The 18,526-nt window shown below is 69.0% G+C and carries 19 protein-coding genes and 2 pseudogenes; 13 read left to right on the top strand and 8 right to left on the bottom strand.

What is annotated here, in order from left to right:
- Positions 1–148: 148 nt before the first annotated feature.
- The 7 genes and pseudogenes from NY1_RS28865 to NY1_RS28840 all read left to right on the top strand — a co-directional run bounded on the left by NY1_RS28865 (position 149) and on the right by NY1_RS28840 (position 6,517).
- Positions 149–1,498, top strand: coding sequence for a lytic transglycosylase domain-containing protein (locus tag NY1_RS28865; RefSeq protein ID WP_233434540.1), 1,350 nt, complete (start codon positions 149–151; stop codon positions 1,496–1,498).
- A 200-nt stretch (positions 1,499–1,698) separates the two neighbouring features.
- Complete coding sequence (locus NY1_RS28860; protein ID WP_067720376.1) at positions 1,699–2,565, top strand: lytic transglycosylase domain-containing protein; 867 nt, start codon at positions 1,699–1,701, stop codon at positions 2,563–2,565.
- A 43-nt stretch (positions 2,566–2,608) separates the two neighbouring features.
- Entirely contained in the window at positions 2,609–3,745 is a 1,137-nt protein-coding gene (locus tag NY1_RS28855) for an Mrp/NBP35 family ATP-binding protein (protein WP_067720139.1), read from the top strand.
- A 205-nt stretch (positions 3,746–3,950) separates the two neighbouring features.
- Positions 3,951–4,241, top strand: a pseudogene (locus NY1_RS45440) (DivIVA domain-containing protein); the annotation flags it as partial.
- A 257-nt stretch (positions 4,242–4,498) separates the two neighbouring features.
- On the top strand, positions 4,499–5,074 hold the full coding sequence (locus tag NY1_RS28845; protein WP_067720137.1) for a DNA-3-methyladenine glycosylase I: 576 nt from the start codon (positions 4,499–4,501) through the stop codon (positions 5,072–5,074).
- Between the two features lie 165 nt (positions 5,075–5,239).
- The gene (locus tag NY1_RS42225; RefSeq protein ID WP_068918317.1) at positions 5,240–5,407 is read left to right on the top strand and encodes a DUF3117 domain-containing protein; all 168 of its coding nucleotides are present in this window, start codon (positions 5,240–5,242) and stop codon (positions 5,405–5,407) included.
- A gap of 141 nt (positions 5,408–5,548) precedes the next feature.
- On the top strand, positions 5,549–6,517 hold the full coding sequence (locus tag NY1_RS28840) for a putative RNA methyltransferase (protein ID WP_439956050.1): 969 nt from the start codon (positions 5,549–5,551) through the stop codon (positions 6,515–6,517).
- Here the strand turns inward: NY1_RS28840 and NY1_RS28835 are convergent.
- Positions 6,489–7,406, bottom strand: a complete 918-nt coding sequence (locus NY1_RS28835) for a LysR family transcriptional regulator (protein WP_067720135.1) — start codon at positions 7,404–7,406, stop codon at positions 6,489–6,491. The two genes, NY1_RS28840 and NY1_RS28835, sit on opposite strands and share 29 nt — an antisense overlap.
- Positions 7,407–7,475: 69 nt before the next feature.
- Between NY1_RS28835 and NY1_RS28830 the strand changes: the two genes are divergently transcribed.
- On the top strand, positions 7,476–7,964 hold the full coding sequence (locus NY1_RS28830) for a GNAT family N-acetyltransferase (protein ID WP_218028460.1): 489 nt from the start codon (positions 7,476–7,478) through the stop codon (positions 7,962–7,964).
- On the opposite strand, the gene glgA is transcribed toward NY1_RS28830, so the two are convergent.
- Complete coding sequence (gene glgA, locus NY1_RS28825; RefSeq protein ID WP_067720370.1) at positions 7,961–9,130, bottom strand: glycogen synthase; 1,170 nt, start codon at positions 9,128–9,130, stop codon at positions 7,961–7,963. The genes NY1_RS28830 and glgA overlap by 4 nt on opposite strands.
- Positions 9,131–9,265: 135 nt before the next feature.
- Between glgA and glgC the strand changes: the two genes are divergently transcribed.
- Together glgC and NY1_RS28815 are read left to right on the top strand one after the other, a co-directional pair.
- On the top strand, positions 9,266–10,480 hold the full coding sequence (gene glgC / locus NY1_RS28820) for a glucose-1-phosphate adenylyltransferase (RefSeq protein WP_067720132.1): 1,215 nt from the start codon (positions 9,266–9,268) through the stop codon (positions 10,478–10,480).
- Between the two features lie 90 nt (positions 10,481–10,570).
- Positions 10,571–11,785 carry a DUF7373 family lipoprotein gene (locus tag NY1_RS28815; protein ID WP_067720129.1) on the top strand — a complete coding sequence of 405 codons (1,215 nt, stop codon included), beginning with the start codon at positions 10,571–10,573 and terminating at the stop codon, positions 11,783–11,785.
- A gap of 11 nt (positions 11,786–11,796) precedes the next feature.
- Here NY1_RS28815 and NY1_RS28810 read toward each other — a convergent pair whose 3' ends face one another.
- From NY1_RS28810 to NY1_RS28785, 6 genes are all read right to left on the bottom strand, one after another.
- Positions 11,797–12,270, bottom strand: coding sequence for a hypothetical protein (locus NY1_RS28810; RefSeq protein ID WP_067720127.1), 474 nt, complete (start codon positions 12,268–12,270; stop codon positions 11,797–11,799).
- A 79-nt stretch (positions 12,271–12,349) separates the two neighbouring features.
- Positions 12,350–12,559 carry a hypothetical protein gene (locus NY1_RS28805; RefSeq protein ID WP_157762530.1) on the bottom strand — a complete coding sequence of 70 codons (210 nt, stop codon included), beginning with the start codon at positions 12,557–12,559 and terminating at the stop codon, positions 12,350–12,352.
- A gap of 168 nt (positions 12,560–12,727) precedes the next feature.
- Positions 12,728–14,374, bottom strand: a complete 1,647-nt coding sequence (locus NY1_RS28800) for an ABC transporter permease (RefSeq protein ID WP_067720123.1) — start codon at positions 14,372–14,374, stop codon at positions 12,728–12,730.
- The gene (locus NY1_RS28795) at positions 14,371–15,312 is read right to left on the bottom strand and encodes an ABC transporter ATP-binding protein (protein WP_067720120.1); all 942 of its coding nucleotides are present in this window, start codon (positions 15,310–15,312) and stop codon (positions 14,371–14,373) included. Before NY1_RS28795 ends, NY1_RS28800 begins: the two co-directional genes overlap by 4 nt.
- Before the next feature lie 32 nt (positions 15,313–15,344).
- Positions 15,345–15,980 carry a TetR/AcrR family transcriptional regulator gene (locus NY1_RS28790; RefSeq protein WP_169815415.1) on the bottom strand — a complete coding sequence of 212 codons (636 nt, stop codon included), beginning with the start codon at positions 15,978–15,980 and terminating at the stop codon, positions 15,345–15,347.
- A gap of 52 nt (positions 15,981–16,032) precedes the next feature.
- Positions 16,033–16,680 carry an O-methyltransferase gene (locus NY1_RS28785; protein WP_067720118.1) on the bottom strand — a complete coding sequence of 216 codons (648 nt, stop codon included), beginning with the start codon at positions 16,678–16,680 and terminating at the stop codon, positions 16,033–16,035.
- A 238-nt stretch (positions 16,681–16,918) separates the two neighbouring features.
- Between NY1_RS28785 and sigE the strand changes: the two genes are divergently transcribed.
- From sigE to NY1_RS28770, 3 genes and pseudogenes are all read left to right on the top strand, one after another.
- Positions 16,919–17,626 carry an RNA polymerase sigma factor SigE gene (sigE, locus tag NY1_RS28780; protein WP_084535519.1) on the top strand — a complete coding sequence of 236 codons (708 nt, stop codon included), beginning with the start codon at positions 16,919–16,921 and terminating at the stop codon, positions 17,624–17,626.
- Between the two features lie 93 nt (positions 17,627–17,719).
- Positions 17,720–18,133 (top strand): hypothetical protein, encoded by a 414-nt coding sequence (locus tag NY1_RS28775; protein WP_067720116.1) that lies wholly within the window; start codon positions 17,720–17,722, stop codon positions 18,131–18,133.
- 10 nt (positions 18,134–18,143) lie between these two features.
- Positions 18,144–18,526, top strand: a pseudogene (locus tag NY1_RS28770) (serine protease); the annotation flags it as partial.

Genomic DNA, 18,526 nt, shown 5'->3' with positions numbered 1-18,526 from the left:
TTGTACACAACAAGCTGACTGATGGGTAACCTGGATCACGTTGTTCCGAGCGACCGACCCAGACAGCTCCTCCGGGAGACCGTCCTCACTTAGGGCCCGGCCGCACGACTGAGGGGATTGTGTGGTGGCGAAGAGAATATCTGCACCGGTGACAGCGTCGGCGCTCCTGATCGCGGGTCTGGTCACCGCCGGTTCGGCCACCAATACCGCCGTCCACACCCCGGCCCCGCAGGCCGCCCCCGACGCGCTGCTGGCGGCCGCCGCCAGCAACACCGCGGCGGTCGCCGAAGTCCCCGCCGACCAGACCGTCGGCCTGGTTCCGGCCGCCGCCGAAGCGCCCCGCAAACTCAGCGCGCTCACCCCGCCGGCGGACGGCAGCCCGCTCTTCGGCGGCACCGTGCCGCTGCAGAACATCGCCCTGCCCGGCGGCGCCGGCGCGCTCGGCATCCCCGAGATCGTGCTCGCCGCCTACCGCAACGCGGAACTGGCGCTGCAATCCCAGATGCCCGGCTGCGGGCTGCCCTGGAACCTCCTCGCGGGCATCGGGCGCATCGAGTCCGCGCACGCCAGCAATGGCCGCACCGATGCCGCGGGCACCTCCGTCACGCCGATCTTCGGTCCCGCGCTGGACGGCACGCTGCCCGGCAACGAGATCATCAAGGCCGCCGACGGCGGCTACGTGCGCGCCGTCGGGCCCATGCAGTTCCTGCCGAGCACCTGGGCCAACTACGCCTCCGACGGCAATGGCGACGGAGTCTCCGACCCGCACAACGTCTTCGACGCCGCGCTGGCCGCGGGCAAATACCTGTGCTCCGGCGGGCTGGACCTGCGCGACGCCGCGCAGCAGCTGAAAGCCGTACTGCGCTACAACAATTCGATGACCTACGCGGCCCAGGTGCTGAGCTGGTCGAACGCCTACAAGACCGGCGGCGCGCCCGCCCCGGTCGCCATCTCGGCCGAGATGGTGCAGCCGGGCACGCTGGGCAACGGGGTGGACTACAGCGCCGCCAGCGCCACCCTGCCGACCACCACCGAAGCGCCGGTCGCCACCACCACGGTGGCCCCGCAGACGCCGACCCAGGTGATGATCACCATCCCCGGCCTGCCGCCCATCCCGTGCGGCATCTTCTGCCCCGCGCCCGTGCAGCCCGCCAATCCCTGTGAGCAGGCGGCGGTTTCGCAGGACAAGCCGGAGCAGGAGGCCAAGGAGAACGAGGCCGGCCAGACCGAGGGCGCCGCGCAGAACGGCGAGACGCAGGTCTTCGGACCCGACGGCAAGCCGGTCCAGGAACAGGCCAAGTGCACCCCGGCGACCCAGGAACAGCCGGCCCAGCAGCAGGCCCAGCAACCGCAGGAACAGGCCGCGCCCGCGCCGGAGACCACCCAGGAGGCGCAGGCCGCTCCGGCGCCCGAGGCGGCTCCGGTGACCACCACCGAGAACCCCGGCATCACGCTCCCGTTCGGCATCACCATCCCGATGCCGGCCCCGGCGCAGTAACCGCGCGAAACTCTCCGATCCGAAGGCGTGAGGGCTTGTCCCTCACGCCTTTTCGGGCAATTCGGGCAGTTCAACAGGGCTTTCGAAACCAAACCGGAGAATTAATCACGGATCGGTAACGGGAAGGTCTCGAATGCGGTAACGTAGCTGTCATTGCGAAACCCCGGTCTCATCCGATGGCAATGGAGGGCAACCACACAGTGGGACGTCACCGTAAACCCCCGGTCCCGAAAGTTCGGCGCGGATCGGTCATCGCATTGACCGGACTCATCCCGACCGGGCTCGCCACGGTCACCGGCGCCGCCGACGGATCGCTCGCCGAACAGCTCTCAGCACATGTGGAGCAACGACTTTCGGCCGAATCCGACGACCACCTACCCAGACCGGAGGCGGCCGGCCAGGTCGCCGCCCAGGAGCCGGTGCTGCGCGAGGCCAAACAGCTCGCGCCGCCGCCCCCGCCGGTCGTGAAAACCGTCGCCCAGCCCGACGGCCGGGTGCCCGCCGCACTGCCCGCCGGACCGCTCGGCATGCCGGGCATCTCCGAACAGGCCTACCGGAACGCGGAACGCCTGCTGGCAGCGGACAATCCGACCTGCAATATGCCGTGGACCATGCTGGCCGGCATCGGGCGGGTGGAATCCACGCACGCGTTCGGCGGCAAGGCCGACGCCGAGGGCAATCCGCTGGATCCGATCTACGGGCCAGTACTGGACGGAAGCCTCTACGGCAACAACGTGATTCACGATACCGACGGCGGCGAGCTGGACGGCCTCGGCGGATACGACCGGGCCATCGGCCCGATGCAGTTCCTGCCGGAGACCTGGCGGCACTACGCGGCCGACGGCAACGGCGACGGCATCGCGGATCCGCAGAACCTGTACGACGCGGCCCTCACCGCGGGCAAGTACCTGTGCTCCGGCAATCTCGATATGCGGGACGCGGCCCAGCAGACCCGGGCCATCCTGCGCTACAACAACTCCATGGCCTACGTGGCGAACGTGATGGCCTGGGAGACCGCCTACGGCTCCGGCCTGGCGCCCTCGGCGGCCGCGCTGCCGCGCATCTGACACCCGCCGAGGGGTTGCTCACGCTCACTCCTAGACTTTCGGTATGCCAGTGGTAACGGAATCGGATGTGCGGGGCGCGCTCGCGAAGGTGGACGACCCGGAGATCCGGAAACCGATCACCGAACTGGGCATGGTGAAAAGCGTCGAGATCGGCGCCGACAGCAGTGTCCATGTCGTGATCTACCTAACGACTTCGGCCTGCCCGATGAAATCGGCCATCCAGGAACGCGTCAGCAAGGCCGTCGCGGACGTGGCGGGGGTCGGGTCCATCACGGTCGGCCTCGATGTCATGAACGACGAGCAGCGCACCGAACTGCGCAAGAAGCTGCGCGGCGATGCGGCCGAACCGGTCATCCCGTTCGCCCAGCCCGGCTCGCTCACCCGCGTCTACGCGGTCGCCTCCGGTAAGGGCGGCGTCGGAAAGTCTTCCGTCACCGTGAATCTCGCCGCCGCCATGGCCGCCAAGGGGCTGTCGGTCGGCGTGCTCGACGCCGATATCTACGGCCATTCGGTGCCCCGCATGCTCGGCACCGATCAGCGCCCGACCCAGGTCGAGCGGATGATCATGCCGCCCATCGCGCACGACGTGAAGGTCATCTCGATCTCCATGTTCACCCAGGGCAATACGCCCGTCGTCTGGCGCGGCCCGATGCTGCACCGCGCGCTGCAGCAGTTCCTGGCCGACGTGTTCTGGGGCGATCTCGACATCCTGCTGCTGGACCTGCCGCCCGGCACCGGCGACGTGGCGATCTCCCTCGCCCAGCTGATCCCGAACGCCGAGATCCTGGTCGTCACCACCCCGCAGCTGGCCGCCGCCGAGGTGGCCGAGCGCGCCGGGTCGATCGCGCTGCAGACTCGCCAGCGCATCGCCGGCGTGGTGGAGAACATGTCCTGGCTGGACCTGCCCGACGGCTCCCGCATGGAGCTCTACGGCTCCGGCGGCGGACAGACCGTGGCGGACAACCTGACCCGCGCCGTCGGCGCCAACGTGCCGCTGCTGGGCCAGATCCCGATCGAGCAGTCGCTGCGCGAGGCCGGCGACGAAGGCACCCCGATCGTCCTGCGCGACCCCGAATCCGCCTCCGGCAAGGCCCTGCTCGGCATCGCCGACAAACTGGCGGTCCGCCGCCGCGGCCTGGCGGGCATGTCGCTCAGCATCGACACCACACGCCATCTGTAGGTCCGACGAGAACGACGCAGCCCGCGCCCGTTGCCTGAGCAACTGGCGCGGGCTTTCGTATGGGGGCACCCGCCCTCCGGCCGGAACCTCATCGGGCGAATGCGATCGCGACGGGAGTCATGCTCGGGCGCTGCGCAATTCGAGGGCCGGATTCCGCCAGGGGTGACGGCGGCTTCGCGCACGGACTCCACCTAAGCTCGAGGGCATGCTCACGCTGTTGCTGTACGTGCTGATCGTCGGGTTGGTCGCCGCGCTGCTGTTCCTGCTGGCGAGCGCGCTGTTCGGCCGGTCGGAGGAGCTGGGCCCGCTGCCCGAGGGCACCACGGCCACCGTGCTGCCGGTGGCGGGCATCAGCGGCAGCGATGTGCGGGCGCTGCGCTTCCAGCAGGTGTTCCGGGGGTACAAGGCGGGCGAGGTCGACTGGGCGCTGGCGCGGCTGGCCGGGCGCATCGACGAACTCGAGACCGAGCTGGCCGATGCGCGGGCCTATGTGGCCGCCACCGCGCCGGAACGCCCGCTGGCGGCCGCGAACCTCACCAAGGCGAATTCCGCCGGCCCGGACGGGGCCGGTACGCCCGCGCCGCGGCGGGTGCCCGGCGCCACGCCGCTGCCGCAGGTGCTGCCCGGCGAGCCCGCGACCCCCGACACGCCCGAAGCCGTTTCCGGAACCGTCGCCACCGACGCCGCCGCGGACGAGACCGCCGCGCCGGGCGAAGGCCCGGCGGGCGAACGGAACGGGGAGACCGGCGCGCGATGAGCACCACCGAACTCGCCGCCGACGGCCTGATCCGCTGCGGATGGTCGGAGGGCTCGCAGCTCTATCGCGACTATCACGACGGGGAATGGGGCCGGGCGGTGCACGGCGACGACGCCCTGTTCGAGCGGATCTGCCTGGAAGCGTTCCAATCGGGTCTGGCCTGGATCACCATCCTGCGCAAACGGGAAGCCTTCCGCGCGGCCTTCGCCGGCTTCGCGATCGAGCAGGTGGCCGCCTTCGGCCCGGCCGATGTGGAACGGCTCATGACGGATCCGGGCATAGTTCGCAATCGCGCCAAGATCGAGGCGAGCGTCCATAATGCGCGTGTCGCCCGGGATCTCGGCGAGAGCCTCGACCGGCTGCTCTGGTCCTTCGCCCCGAGCCCCCGCAAACGCCCCCGCACCCTGTCCGATGTGCCCGCCGTCACAGCCGAATCCACCGCTCTCGCAAAAGAACTCAAGCGGCGCGGATTCAAATTCGTGGGACCCACGACTGCGTACGCACTCATGCAAGCGACGGGCATGGTAGACGACCACATCGCCGATTGCTGGGTGAATGTGGAGACACGCTGAACGCCACAACGGTCGGTTTTTGGAACTCAGGTACCCGCCCCGATCCGCGATAGGGAAGAATGGTCAGGGTGTAGCCCGCCACATGCCGGCGGGCTGCCTGGTTGGTGACAACTGGAGTTCCATGAAAGTGCGCAGTAGACCGCGCAGATCTGGAGGGAGCAGAGGATGGCGGCCATGAAGCCCCGCACCGGGGACGGTCCCCTCGAGGCAACCAAGGAAGGGCGTGGAATCGTCATGCGGGTTCCACTCGAGGGTGGCGGGCGTCTGGTCGTCGAGCTGACTCCGGACGAGGCCGCAGCGCTCGGTGACGAACTCAAGAATGTCACCGGTTAGTACGGACAATCCAACTCTCGGGACTCGCCGTGGAGTCGCAGCCTCCACGCCGTCGGACGCCCGAGGCCACGGTGAATGCCCCCGGATGCCCGGGGGCTTCGCCGTGACACCGGGGAGTTTCGCTCCGACCGCCCGCGTCCGGTGAACCCCGGACCCTTCTCGATCGGCACGGCCGAGGCATCCCCCGCGGATCGCCTCAGCGCCTGCGCCGATCTGCTGGCTTGCCCGGAGTGCGGCGGGCCGCTCGCGGCCGAACCGCACACCCTGCGCTGCCCGCATGGTCATACCTTCGATATCGCCCGGCAGGGCTATGTCAGCCTGCTCACCGGTGCGTCCACCAAGATGACCGGCGATACCCCGGACATGCTGGACGCGCGGGCCCGATTCCAGGCGGCGGGCCATTTCGAACCGATCGCGACGGCGCTCGCGCGGGCGGCTCGGCGCGGCCATCGTCCCGGTGGTCCGGGCGCCACGGCCACCGCCTTCTCCGCCGGCCGCCTGGCCGGTCTGCTGCTCGCCGCGGACGAGCCTCGATCGCACGGCACGGGGGTGCTGGAGATCGGGGCCGGGACCGGTTACTACCTGGCCGCGGTGCTCGACGCGCTGCCGGGAGCGCGCGGCATCGCCTTGGACGTGTCCAAGCCCGCGGTGAAGCGGAGCGCGCGAGCACACGGCCGCGCGGGCGCGGTGCTCGCCGACGCGTGGCGCGGACTGCCGGTGCGGGACGGGGCGATGGGCCTGGTGCTGTCGGTGTTCGCACCGCGCAATGCGGACGAGGTGGCCCGGGTGCTCACCGGCGACGGCCGATTCATTGTCGTGACCCCGACGGCGCGGCATCTGAGCGAACTCGTGGGACCGCTGGAAATGGTCCGGGTGGATTCGGCGAAACAGGAGCGGCTCACCGAATCATTGGGCGGCCGTTTCGAATTGCTGGACCGCACCGAGGTCGAATATCCGATGCCGCTCACGCACGCCGATATCGCGGCGGTGGCCGGGATGGGTCCCTCGGCTTTTCACGCCGCAGCGGATCGGTCGGAGCGCATTGCGGCGCTGCCGGATCCGCTCCCCGTCACCGCCGCGGTCACGGTGTCGAGCTATCGGCGGCGCTGACCCCGCGATTGGGCAGCAGCGCGAGGAGATTCCGCACCAGCGCGCGGTTCTCGTCGGTCCGGTGCGCCGTGTAGATGGTGGTGACCGCCGAGGTGCCGGCGAGCGGGATGATCCGCACCGAAGCCGGCGCCGTGAAGGTGGCGCTGCGCGGCGCGATGGTGATGCCCAGCCCCGCCGCCACCAGGTACAGGATGATCGTCCAGTTGGTGGCCTCCTGCACGATGTGCGGCCGGCGGCCGGATTCCAGCATCGGCGACAGGTTCTTGTCGTGGGCCAGGGAACCCGCCGCGCGCGGAAAGAACACCATCGGGCTGTCGGCGAGTTCCGCCCCCGTGATGGTGTCCCGCCCGGCGAGCGCATGATCGCTGGGCACGATGGCCACGAACGGTTCGGTCATGAGCGGTTCGGTGCTGATGCCCGGCAGCGGATCCGGATCGCGGACGATGGCGGTGTCGAGCGCTCCGGTGGCCAGCTTCTCCATCAGATGGCTCGTATAACCCTCCACCAGATCGACTTCCACCAGCGGGAACCGTTCCCGGAAGGCGCGCACCCCGCGCAACGGTTCGAGCGGCAGCACCGACGGCACGAACCCCAGGTAAAGCGTGCCCTGACTGCCCTGCCCGATGCGCGCGACCTCGGCCAGGTCGCGCGCGGCGTGCCCGAGCAGCGGCCGGGCGCGTTCGCACAGCACCTGTCCGGCCGGGGTGAGCGCGACGGTTCGCGAGGTGCGGTCGAAGAGCTTGGCCCCGAGCAGGTTTTCCAGTCGCTGGATCTGCTGGGTGAGCGCGGGCTGGGCGATGTGCAGGCGCGCGGCGGCCCGCCCGAAGTGCAGTTCGTCGGCGACCGCCAGGAAATACCGCAGGTGGCGCAGCTCGACCCCATCAACCATAAGCTGAGCGTATCAATCGCAGCTATCAAGTATTGGACGTTATGGTTCGAGGCTGGGCATGCTGTGCTGGTGACTCAGCAGACCGACGCCCTCGTGATCGAGCCGATGGCCACCCTCGCCGACGCCGCGGCCTTCAAGGAACTCAATCTGGAGTGGATCACCAAGATCTTCGAGGTCGAACCGGCCGATCTGGTGACGCTCGACGACCCGCAGCGCATCGTGACCGACGGCGGGCAGGTGCTGGTGGCGCGCGACGGCGCGGATATCGTCGGCTGCGTGGCGCTGGTCGCGGACCGGCCGGGCGTGTTCGAACTGTCGAAAATGGCGGTGACGCCACGGGTTCAGGGCCGGGGCGTGGGCCGCCGGCTGCTGGAGACCGCGCTCGGCCTGGCCCGGCGCATGGGCGCCACCGAAGTCTTCCTGGCCAGCAACAGCGCGCTGCAGGACGCGGTGCACCTCTACGAATCGTTCGGCTTCGTGCACGTCCCGCCCACCGAACTGCCGCCGTTCCACTACGACCGCGCGGATGTGTTCATGCGGTACGTGTTCGCGGACTAGCTCTTTCGCACCAGGTCGTAGATGACCGCCGTGCGCGCCGCGACCTGCGCCCAGTCGAACTCGCCGATCGCCCGCGCCCGGCCCGCGACGCCCATGGCCGCGGCCGCGACCGGATCGCCGGCGACCTGATTGACCGCGTGCGCCAGCCCGCGCTCGAAAGCCCCGGGCGCGGACTCGTCGTAATGCACCAGCCGCCCGGTCACGCCTTCGAGCACGACCTCCGGAATGCCGCCCACATCCGAGGCCACCACCGCGGTCCCGCACGCCATCGCCTCCAGGTTCACGATGCCCAGCGGTTCGTACACCGACGGGCAGATGAACACGGTGGCCGCCGCCAGCACCTGCCGCACCAGTTCGGTCGGCAGCATCTGCTTCACCCAGTGCACGCCGTCGCGGATGGCGCTCAGTTCGCGAACCGCCGCCGCCACTTCGGCTTCCATGGCCGGGGTGTCGGCGGCTCCGGCGCACAGCACCAGCTGAATGTCCGGATCCAGGTGCCGGGCCGCCGCCAGCAGATGCCCGACGCCCTTCTGCCGGGTGATGCGCCCGACGAAGGCCGCGATGGGCCGCTCCTGATGCACGCCGAGTTCGGTGAGGATGTCCCGGCTTTCGAGCGCGGGCCCGCCCGGATGCCAGACCCGCGCGTCGATTCCGTTGTGCACCACGTGCACTCGCGCCGGATCGATATCGGGGTAGGCGGCCAGCACATCGGCCCGCATGCCCGCGCTGACCGCGATCACCGCGTCGGCGGAGACCATGGCATTGTGCTCGGACCAGGAGGAGAGCCGGTAGCCGCCGCCGAGCTGCTCGGCCTTCCAGGGCCGGCGCGGTTCCAGCGAATGCGCGGTGAGCACGTGCGGAATTCCGTACAGGGTGGCGGCCAGGTGCCCGGCCAGTCCGGTGTACCAGGTGTGCGAGTGCACCACGTCCATCCCGGCGGCGGCATCGGCCATGCGCAATTGCGCGGACATCATCTGCAGCACCGAATTGGCGGCGTAGAGCATCGGATCGGGTTGGTGCACCACGGCATCGGCGCGCTCGACGCCCATGCAGTGCACGGTCACGTCGCACAGTTCGCGTAGTCGCGGCACCAATTCGGTGACGTGCACGCCCGCCCCGCCGTACACCTCGGGCGGGTATTCACGAGTCATCATGGCGACGCGCAGATCGCGGCCGCCGTCCGAGCCGGAACTCACCGGTCCAAACTAATCGCTCCCACCCATGGTCACCAATCGCCGGCGCTATCGACACGGAACGTGCTGGCCATTCCAGGTTCGATTAGTACCGGTAGTTTGGCGGGTGTGAGGAGCCAGCCGCACGTACTCGGGATCGTGCTCGCCGGTGGCGAGGGGAAGCGACTGTTTCCCCTCACCAAGGATCGCGCCAAGCCGGCCGTTCCGTTCGGGGGCGCCTACCGGCTCATCGACTTCGTGCTGTCCAACCTCGTCAATGCCGGCTATCTGCGGATCTGCGTTCTCACCCAGTACAAATCGCATTCGCTGGACCGGCACATCTCGCAGACCTGGCGGCTGTCGGGTTTCGGTGGCGAGTACATCACCCCGGTGCCGGCGCAGCAGCGGCTGGGCCCGCGCTGGTACACCGGCAGCGCGGACGCCATCATGCAATCGCTGAACCTGATCTACGACGAGGATCCCGAATACATCGTGGTGTTCGGCGCGGATCACGTGTACCGGATGGATCCGGAGCAGATGGTCCGGGCGCACATCGAATCCGGGGCGGGGGTGACGGTGGCGGGCATCCGGGTGCCGCGAAGCACCGCGAGCGCGTTCGGCTGCATCGATTCCGACGAGTCCGGCCGGATCGTGAATTTCCTGGAGAAGCCCGCGCATCCGCCCGGCACCCCGGACGATCCGAACTCCACCTTCGCCTCCATGGGCAATTACGTCTTCACCACCAAGGTGCTGGTGGACGCCATTCGCGCGGACGCCGACGACAACGATTCCGATCACGATATGGGCGGCGACATCATTCCGGGCCTGGTCCGTTCGGGCGCGGCCTCGGTCTACGACTTCGCCGAGAACGAGGTGCCGGGCGCGACCGACCGCAGCCGCGGCTACTGGCGCGATGTCGGCACCCTGGACGCCTTCTACGAGGCGCATATGGATCTGGTCTCGGTGGATCCGGTGTTCGATCTGTACAACAAGCACTGGCCGATTCGCGGTGCGGCCGAGAACCTGCCGCCCGCCAAGTTCGGGCGCGGCGGGCTGGCGCAGGAATCGATCGTGGGCGCGGGGTCCATCCTGTCGGCGGCCACCGTCCGCAATTCGGTGCTCTTCTCCAATGTGATGGTCGAGGACGGCGCGACCGTGGAGGGCAGCGTGCTCATGCCCGGGGTGCGGATCGGGCGCGGCGCGGTGGTGCGGCACGCGATTCTGGACAAGAACGTGGTGGTGTCGGAGGGCGAGATCATCGGCGTCGACCTGGACCGGGACCGGGATCGTTTCGCGGTGAGCAATGGCGGCGTGGTGACCGTCGGTAAGGGCATCTGGGTGTGACCCGCCGATAACGGTGGACACCCACCGCTTCCGGGTCCGAAAATCTAGGGGCCGGAGCGCTACCGGCAGGGTGGCGCGGGAGGGAGCATCATGGGCCGCCGCAAGCGCCGGTTCTCGACAGCAACCCGGATCGTCACCGCCGTCACGTGCGTGGCCCTGACCGCCCTGGTGGCGGGGTGCGGCAAACAGGGGCACGCGGTGGCGGGCGAACTCGATGTCCGCACGCTCGACGCCGGGAGCTACCCGGTGAACCGCCACACCTACGTGCAATCGGCCGACGGCAAAGGCGCGGTGCTGGAAGGCATTCGGATGGCCGACGCCGTGGTCCCGGGCGTGAAGGTGGACGAGAGCGTGGGCATCGGCCGCGGCGGCGTGGTGCTGGCCTCGGCCAAGGACGTGATCAGCGTCAGCCATCTGTCCAATACCGCCAAGCCGATCCTGGAGAGCCGCGGCTTCCTGACCGGATTCGCCACCAGCAGTACGGATCTGCGCGAACAGGCCAATACCGACGAGGCCAATCCGAAGGCCACCACGGTCACCATCCGGGTGCTGCGCATGTCCACCGCCGACAATGCCAAGCTGGCGGCGCGCGAGATCGAGGACGCGGATTTCAATGTGGCGCTGGACCAGAACAAGAAGCTGACCCTGACCGAGTATCCGGACGCGTACATGCACTGGCGGCCGGGCGTGGCGAATATCGGCGCGATCATGGCGCACAAGGATTTCGTGATCTCGCTGTTCATCACCCGGCCCAAGTCCGAGCAGGCGGATCTGCTGTCCTGGGTGCGCAAGGCGCTGGACGCGCAGGTGCCGGCGCTGGATTCGTTCCAGGCCACCGCCGCCGATCAGCTGGAAAAGCTGCCGGTGGATCCGGGGCGGATGCTGGCCCGGGTGCTGACCGACAATCGCGACAATCACACGCCCGACCCGGACAATTTCGCGGTGTACGGCCCGAGCATGATGGTGCATCCGGCGGGCGAGCAGGCGCTGCGGCAGCGGCTGGTGGACGACACCGGGATGGACGCGATGGCGATCGTCGGCGACAACTACACCTTCCGGGTACGCGACGCCAAGGCCGGGGCCGATCTGGTGAGCGGGCTGATCAGCGGCCTGGACGAGACCAATGGCGCTGCGCCGGACAAGGTTCCGGACACCAAGTGCGTGACGCACAAGACCAGCAGCAAGACGATCTACCGCTGCTATGTGGCGTACAAGCGCTATGTCGGCGTGGTGAACGCCGATAACGAGGCCGCCGCGCACAAGGCCGCCGCAGCGCAGTACGCGCTGCTGGCGAACAGCCTGTAGCGCAAAGGGTTTCAGTAGCGGACGGTATCGGAATCCAGCAGGCGCCAGGCGGCGGGCCGGGAGCCGTGCGCGTGGCGCCGCGGCTCCCGGTCGTCGGCGCACCCGGCGCAGTCGGAAAGACCTGTGGCGGTGTCGCTCTCGCGATGCACCGAAGGATGGGTCCTGCGATCGTGCCCACGCGGCGGCCGGGCCGGTCCCGACCGGCTGCCCGGCGAGCTGTCGTCGCGGAAGCGGTAGTCCCGGAAACCGAACGGCTGCAACAGCGCTCGCAGGAACGCGGGCCCGTCGGCGGGCAGCACGGTGCGGTCCTCGCCGAGCAGGTCGACGCCCTGGTGGTACCAGACGCGCGCGACCAGTCCCTCCACCGGATCCACCGCCCGGAAGGTGGCGTGCCCGTCGGTATTCAGCCGGAACTCGGCGATCCGCCGCCATTCCCCGGACTCGCGCAGATACAAACCGACCACGGACGGAACCCGCTGACTCATGGAAACCTCGATCGTCGAACTCTCCGATGGAGTATCCGCGATGAACCTCCGGTAATCCTCCGATCGCCGGATGATCACCTCATTGCTGGTACGCGGGCGACGGCGTCATGCAGAACGGTTCGCACGGTCCTGGCGTGGACGGGACGACATGCGATTGGTCGTCGAAGCGCGCCCCGCTGACCAGCAGCAGGACCAGCAGTCCGGCCGCGAGTATCAGGCCGAAGACGACCATTGCGGGCCATAGCCAGCCCGTGGGCAAATGCACGCCGAGGACGAGTCCTTCGAGCATCTCCCCCACCTCCTAGCGAAAATCGTTCCCCTATCGGTGGTACCACCCCGAGCGGGCTCGAATCCACCCCTGTGCCCTGCCCGTGTGCTGCCTCGAAGGGCATGGGCAAGGGCGGCAAACGCGCGATGCCACCGGCGGAGCCGGTGGCATCGCGGGCGAATCCGATGGTCAGCGCAGGTCGCGCCGCCGGAAGGCGATGAGCCCCAAGCCGATCAGCGCCGCGTCGACAACCAGCAGCACCACCAGCGGTGTGGCGGTGAACTCACCCCCGGGCAGCTTGGGCGCGTGCTCGAACGGTTCGAGATCGCGCAACCACTGCGGGGCACCGGAAATCGCGCCGAGCAGGAATACCGCGATGGCGGCGGTCAGCACGCCCCAGGCAACGGGCGTCCAGCGCGGCGCCAGCCCGAACAGCAGCACCGTAACCCCGGTGAACACCCACACCGCCGGCAACTGCACCAGCGCCGCAGCCAGGGTGTCGCCGACCTTGCCGCCGACGTCACCGGCGGCGCGCCCGTAGACGATTCCGCCGAGCAGCGCCGAAACCGTCAGCGCCACCGCCGGTCCGCCGATCGCGTACAGCAGATGCGATGCCGCCCAGCGGGTTCGCGATACCGCGCCGGTGAGCACGATCTCGGCCCGCTGCGCGCTCTCCTCGGCGTGCAGCCGCAGCGACGCCGACACCGAGTACGCCGCGGCCGCCACCGCGATCATGGTGAACGCGTAGGTGAGCATGGAGTTCTCCAGCGACTCCGACCCGCCCATGCGCGTGATCAGATCCTTGATGGCCTGGCTGCTGCCGAGCTCGTCCCCGATCCCGTGCACCACGCTGCCGATCAGCAATCCGTACAGCCCGAGCCCGGCGGTCCAGGCCACCAGCGTGCCGCGCTGCAAACGCCAGGCCAGTCCGAACGGACCGCTCAGCGCCGGGCTCGCGGCCGGCGCGCCGAGCCGTTCGGCGATCAGCCCCGCACCCATGTCCCGGTGCCGCAGCAGCGAATACGCGATCACGGTCAGCACCAGCACGGCTGCCAGGTGCAGCAGCAGCACCGCGAAATGATCGCCCGCATACGGCCGCACCTGCAGCGACCAGCCCTGCGGCGACAGCCAGGTGAGCGGACTGGTCGGCCCGTCTCCGGCCCGCGCATCCCCGATGGCGCGCAGGGTATAGGTGGTCCCCAGCACCGCGAACGCGATGCCGCGGGCCAGCCGCGCCCCGGCGCACAACTGCGCCGCCACCGCCGCGACGGAGGCGAACACCGCGCCCGATCCGGCCAGCGCCAGCCCGAAGGCCAGCGACCCGTCGCGCGGCACGTCGGTGCCGGACAGGCTCAGGAAGGCCAGCAGCCCGGTGGCCAGCGACGCGCCGTAGCCGAGGATCAGCGCGGCGGTGAGGCTCGCATACCGCCCCACCCGGGTGGCGGCGACGAGTTCCTCACGCCCCGTTTCCTCTTCGGCCCGGGTGTGCCGGATGACGGTGAGAATGGTGGCGATGGCGATCAGGGTGTAGAACATCCCCGCTTTCCAGATGCCGACCGCGCCCAGGCTGGTGTTGTACACCGGCCCGTACATGGCCAGCTGCGCCGGGCTGGCCAGAATCGTGACCGCGAAACCGGCCCGGTCCGCCTCGCTCGGATACACCGAGGCGATGCTGTCGATGTACACGCTGCCCACCGGCAGCGACAGCAGCAGCACCCACAGCGGCAGCACGATGCGATCGCGTCGCAGGTACAGCCGCAGCAGCTGCCCGGTCCCGGTGAAATCGGCTGTGCGTAAAGATGTTCCGATGGTTCGCGGTGCGGTGATGGCGGTCATTTCGCCACCTTCTCCCGGGTCTCGGCGGCCGCCTCGCCCTCGCCGTTCAGCGAATAGTGCCGCAGGAAAAGCTCTTCCAGTGTCGGCGGCTGGCTGACCAGGCTGCGCACCCCGGCGTCGCCGAGCACCCGGATGAGCTCCCCGAGATGCTCGCTGTCGACCTGGCAGCGCAGCGTCCGCCCGTCGACAGCGATATCCGACACCCCGGCGATCCGGCTCAGATCCCCTGGGTCACCGGTCAATTCGGCGGTGATGGAGGTCCGGCTCAGATGCCGCATCTCGGCCAGGGTCCCGGTTTCCACGGTCCGCCCGGCCCGGATGATGGTCACCCGCTCGCACAGCTTCTCCACCTCGGACAGAATGTGGCTGGACAGCAGCACGGTGACACCGCGCGCGCTCGCCTCCGCCACGCATTCCCCGAATACCTGCTCCATCAACGGATCCAGCCCGGAGGTGGGTTCGTCGAGCAGCAGCAGTCGCGCATTGGAGGAGAAGGCCGAAACCAGTGCGACCTTCTGCCGGTTGCCTTTCGAGTAGGTGCGCGCCTTCTTGCGCGGATCCAGTTCGAACCGCTGGATCAGCTCGGCGCGGCGCTCCTGGTCGATACCGCCGCGCATACGCGCCAGCAGGTCGATGGTCTCCCCGCCCGAGAGCGAGGGCCAGAGCGTGACATCGCCTGGCACATAGGCGATATCGCGATGCAGGGCGACCGCGTCGGTCCACGGGTCGCGGCCCAGCAACCGCGCCTCCCCGGAGGTCTTGGAAAGAATGCCGAGCAGGACGCGAATGGTGGTGGATTTCCCGGCGCCGTTGGGCCCCAGGAAGCCGTGCACTTCGCCGTCGCGGACCTCGAGGTCCAGGCCGTCGAGTGCGCGCACCTGCCCGAAGTGCTTGTGCAAGCCCCGGATCTCGATCGCGGGGGTGGCAGGAACGTTCATCGAATCTCCTAGGTAGGAAGACGATTTCGGATTCAGGCCGGTTCTTTGCCGGTCAGTGCGTCCAGAGCGGACGAGTCGGTGAGCAGCCCGTGCGTGTACAGCTCCAGCGCGGGCAGCATCATGCGATCGGCGTAGTCGCGCAGCGCTTTCCGGAAGTCCATGGGTCCCGGATGCTCGGCCGCGTAGAGCTGCAGGAACATCATCATGCCGCCGCCGTTGGTGATCGCCACGTAGCGGGCGAACGCCTTGACGTCGGGCAGGGGCCGGATCGTGCCGGCGGCGATGCCGGTGGTGAGGTAGACCTCGACGTCTTCCACCATGTGCTCGAAGAACACCTTCATCAACGGCCCGCCGGACTGGAAGCTCCGCAGCATGTAGGCCATGTACGGCGCGAAATCCTCGATCTCGGCGAGTTGCTGCATGAGACTGCCGGGCGACGGATGCTCGATGTACTCGGTCTTGGCCGTGCGCACGACTTCCCGCACCCGGTCGTCGCACGCCTCGCGCAGCCCGTCCTTCGACCCGAAGTGATGGATCACCAGCCCCGGCGAGACGCCCGCCGCGGTCGCGATGGCCCGCACCCCGACCCCGAACCCCTCCGCGCCGAAAGCGGCGATGGCCGCATCGCGAATCCGGGCCCGGGTCGTCAGATCCTCTGCTGAACGCACGTTTAATATGCTAAACAGTCGTTCAACAAGAGCGCAAGAGGTACCGCTTTCGCTAGCCCCGCGAAGCGCAGAGCAGCCCGTCACCCACCGGAATCAGCACGCTGGTCAGCTGCGGATCCTCGGCGATGGCCCGGGTCGCGGCCCGCACCGCCATGGTCTGCGGATCCCGCTGCGCCGGATCCGGCACCCGCCCGCCGAGCAGCGCGTTGTGCAGCACGATGGCCCCGCCCTCGCGCAGTAATCGCACCGCCTGCTCCACGTACTGCGGATGCTCCAGCGGCGCGGCATCGATGAACACCAGGTCGTAGGCCCCATCGGCCAAGCGCGGCAACACATCCAGGGCCCGGCCGTTGATCAGCCGGGTGCGCGCCGGGGTGATCTCCGCCGACCGGAACGCCTCCCGCGCCGCGCGCTGATGCTCGGGCTCGGAATCGATGGTGGTCAGCGTGCCGTCCTCGCGCATGCCGTCGAGCAGCCACAGCCCGCTCACCCCTGCCCCGGTGCCCACCTCGACCACCGCGCGGGCGCCCAGCAATTGGGCGTACATGCTCAGCAACGCGCCCACCGCCGGAGGCACCGGGCCCGCCCCCAGTTCCAGGGCGCGCTCGCGCGCGGCGACGAGAATCTCGTCCTCGGCGACCGATTCCTCCACGTAGGCGAGGTTTCGCTGCAGGTTCGTTGCGGCGGCAGGCTGGCTCACGATTCAAAGGCTAATGGCGGGAAGGCGCGAAGGCGTGGCGGTGACCGGCCGGTGTGGCGACTTTTTCTCAGGTGTCCCTCAGCCTCCACATACGGCGACCACATGCGGACCGACGAAAGTATTGCCTACGCCAGGCCAGCGACCGGCGGATCCCGGCACCGGGAACAACTCGACCAACCAGGTCGGTTGTACCGGACACCGAGGTTCACGGTCCCGAGTAGGAGGTAACCCCATCCACATGGTCGACGCGGCGCGTGAACACGCCAACACTCTGCACCCGCAGATTCAGCCGCTGGACAGCGACACCACGCTGAACGGCGAGTTCCTACTGTCTTCCGATGGCCTCACCCCCGAGGATACCGACGAACTCCTCAGCGGGACGGCCGCTTTCGACGCCACCGGCGACCGCACCATGATGCCGTCCTGGGACGAGCTGGTCCGCGAGCACGCCGATCGCGTGTACCGCCTGGCCTATCGCCTGACCGGTGATCAGCAGGATGCCGAGGACCTGACCCAGGAAACCTTCATCCGGGTCTTCCGCTCGCTGTCGAACTATCAGCCCGGCACCTTCGAGGGCTGGCTGCACCGCATCACCACCAACCTGTTCCTGGACATGGTCCGCCGGCGCAATCGCATCCGGATGGAAGCGCTGCCCGAGGACTACGACCGGGTGCCGTCCGAGGGTCCCGGCCCGGAGCAGGCCTATCACGACGCCAATCTGGACCCGGACCTGCAGACCGCGCTGGACGCGCTGGCTCCGGAGTTCCGCGCCGCGGTCGTGCTCTGTGACATCGAAGGACTGTCGTACGAGGAGATCGGCGCGACGCTGGGCGTCAAGCTGGGGACCGTGCGCAGCCGCATCCACCGTGGACGTCAGGCACTGCGCGAGCACCTCGAGCATAATGGGATTGAGCGGCGGGTCGCCGCTGCCGAAAACGTCGGGTGACAGTGCGGGCCGTACCGGTCCGCGCGTCGTTTTCCCCGGTTCCGCCGAGGTCGTCCGGAAGGGTGTGCAGCGCATGAGTGGCGAGGCCAGCGTATGAATGGTCAGGAGAATGCGCCCCGTCGTCCTCGATTCGCTCCGACCGAGCATCTGGCCAGCGAGGCCATCGCCGCCTACGTGGACGGCGAATTGCGGATGAACGCGTATCTGCGCGCCGCCCATCATCTTTCGCTGTGCCACGAGTGCGCGGCCGAGGTGGACGCGCAGCAGCAGGCGCGCATCGCCCTGCAGCAGTCCAAGGACCAGATTTCCGCCCCGCTGCGTTTGCACGACACGCTCAGCCGCATTCCGCTCTCGGAATTGCCGGGCGCCGAGCACAACAATCACCAGCTGCCGAATGCGGCGGAGCAGCATTCCGATCGGAATATGCTCGCGCGCGGCGTGAGTTCCTTCGGCCTGCGCCAAGATTCGTTCGACAGCAGACGGTGGACCTCGTGGTGGCGCAAGTAGAGTTCATCGCGTGACCACCGAATCGAAGAACACGGGCCCGGTTCCGGGTGAGGGGCCCGCGGACAAGATCGCGCCGGCGGCTGCCGCGGCGACTTCGGATTCGGCGGCTGATCGGGGGAACCTGAGGCCGTCGGACGCACCCGTCTTGGGGCCGCGGCCGGTGTATCGGCCGCATGTCGACAATCACACCGCCCGCGCTTTCCGCCGCCCCAATGGCCAGCACGGTTCCTTCGCGCCGCATACCGCGGCCGCCGCGGCGGCCGCCGCCAAGGGTTCGCCGGAGCTGGTGAACCGGCCGCCGGACGCGGTGCTGGCCGAGGCGTTCGGCCGTCCGCAGGGTTCCGACGAACTGCTGCAACGGGATCCGGACGCGCCGGGCCGCAAGCTGACCGC

It is taken from the genome of Nocardia yamanashiensis NBRC 100130 (genome assembly GCF_001613325.1).
Lineage (GTDB): Bacteria > Actinomycetota > Actinomycetes > Mycobacteriales > Mycobacteriaceae > Nocardia > Nocardia yamanashiensis.
This window is presented reverse-complemented; position numbering and strand designations above follow the sequence as displayed.

Coding starts and splice junctions, on each gene's coding strand:
- NY1_RS28855 (WP_067720139.1), top strand. CDS start 2,609: ATGCCAGTGGTAACGGAATCGGATGTGCGGGGCGCGCTCGCGAAGGTG.
- NY1_RS28845 (WP_067720137.1), top strand. CDS start 4,499: ATGAGCACCACCGAACTCGCCGCCGACGGCCTGATCCGCTGCGGATGG.
- NY1_RS42225 (WP_068918317.1), top strand. CDS start 5,240: ATGGCGGCCATGAAGCCCCGCACCGGGGACGGTCCCCTCGAGGCAACC.
- NY1_RS28835 (WP_067720135.1), bottom strand. CDS start 7,406: ATGGTTGATGGGGTCGAGCTGCGCCACCTGCGGTATTTCCTGGCGGTC.
- NY1_RS28815 (WP_067720129.1), top strand. CDS start 10,571: ATGGGCCGCCGCAAGCGCCGGTTCTCGACAGCAACCCGGATCGTCACC.
- NY1_RS28810 (WP_067720127.1), bottom strand. CDS start 12,270: ATGAGTCAGCGGGTTCCGTCCGTGGTCGGTTTGTATCTGCGCGAGTCC.
- NY1_RS28805 (WP_157762530.1), bottom strand. CDS start 12,559: ATGCTCGAAGGACTCGTCCTCGGCGTGCATTTGCCCACGGGCTGGCTA.
- NY1_RS28800 (WP_067720123.1), bottom strand. CDS start 14,374: ATGACCGCCATCACCGCACCGCGAACCATCGGAACATCTTTACGCACA.
- NY1_RS28795 (WP_067720120.1), bottom strand. CDS start 15,312: ATGAACGTTCCTGCCACCCCCGCGATCGAGATCCGGGGCTTGCACAAG.
- sigE (WP_084535519.1), top strand. CDS start 16,919: ATGGTCGACGCGGCGCGTGAACACGCCAACACTCTGCACCCGCAGATT.
- NY1_RS28775 (WP_067720116.1), top strand. CDS start 17,720: ATGAATGGTCAGGAGAATGCGCCCCGTCGTCCTCGATTCGCTCCGACC.